The organism is Halomonas sp. ND22Bw (assembly GCF_003011945.1).
GTDB classification, from domain to species: domain Bacteria; phylum Pseudomonadota; class Gammaproteobacteria; order Pseudomonadales; family Halomonadaceae; genus Halomonas; species Halomonas halophila.
The window spans coordinates 1-246 of sequence record NZ_PXWD01001502.1 but is presented as its reverse complement, the minus strand read 5'-3'; the positions used below and the strand labels follow the sequence as shown (position 1 = coordinate 246).

1 pseudogene is annotated in these 246 nt (G+C 66.7%); it reads left to right on the top strand.

The window, feature by feature from the left end:
* Positions 1–246: pseudogene (locus CVH10_RS23230) on the top strand (ATP-binding cassette domain-containing protein); the annotation flags it as partial.

The window sequence follows — 246 nt, the reverse complement described above, 5'->3', positions numbered from 1 at the left end:
GCCTCTCGTACATCAAGCTCGGCCAGGCCGCGACGACGCTTTCGGGCGGCGAGGCGCAACGCGTGAAGCTGGCGCTGGAACTGAGCAAGCGCGACACCGGCCGCACCCTGTACATCCTCGACGAGCCGACCACCGGCCTGCATTTCGCCGACATCGAGCTGCTGCTGAAGGTGCTGCACCAGCTGCGCGACGCGGGCAACACCATCGTCGTGATCGAGCACACCCTCGACGTCATCAAGACCGCCG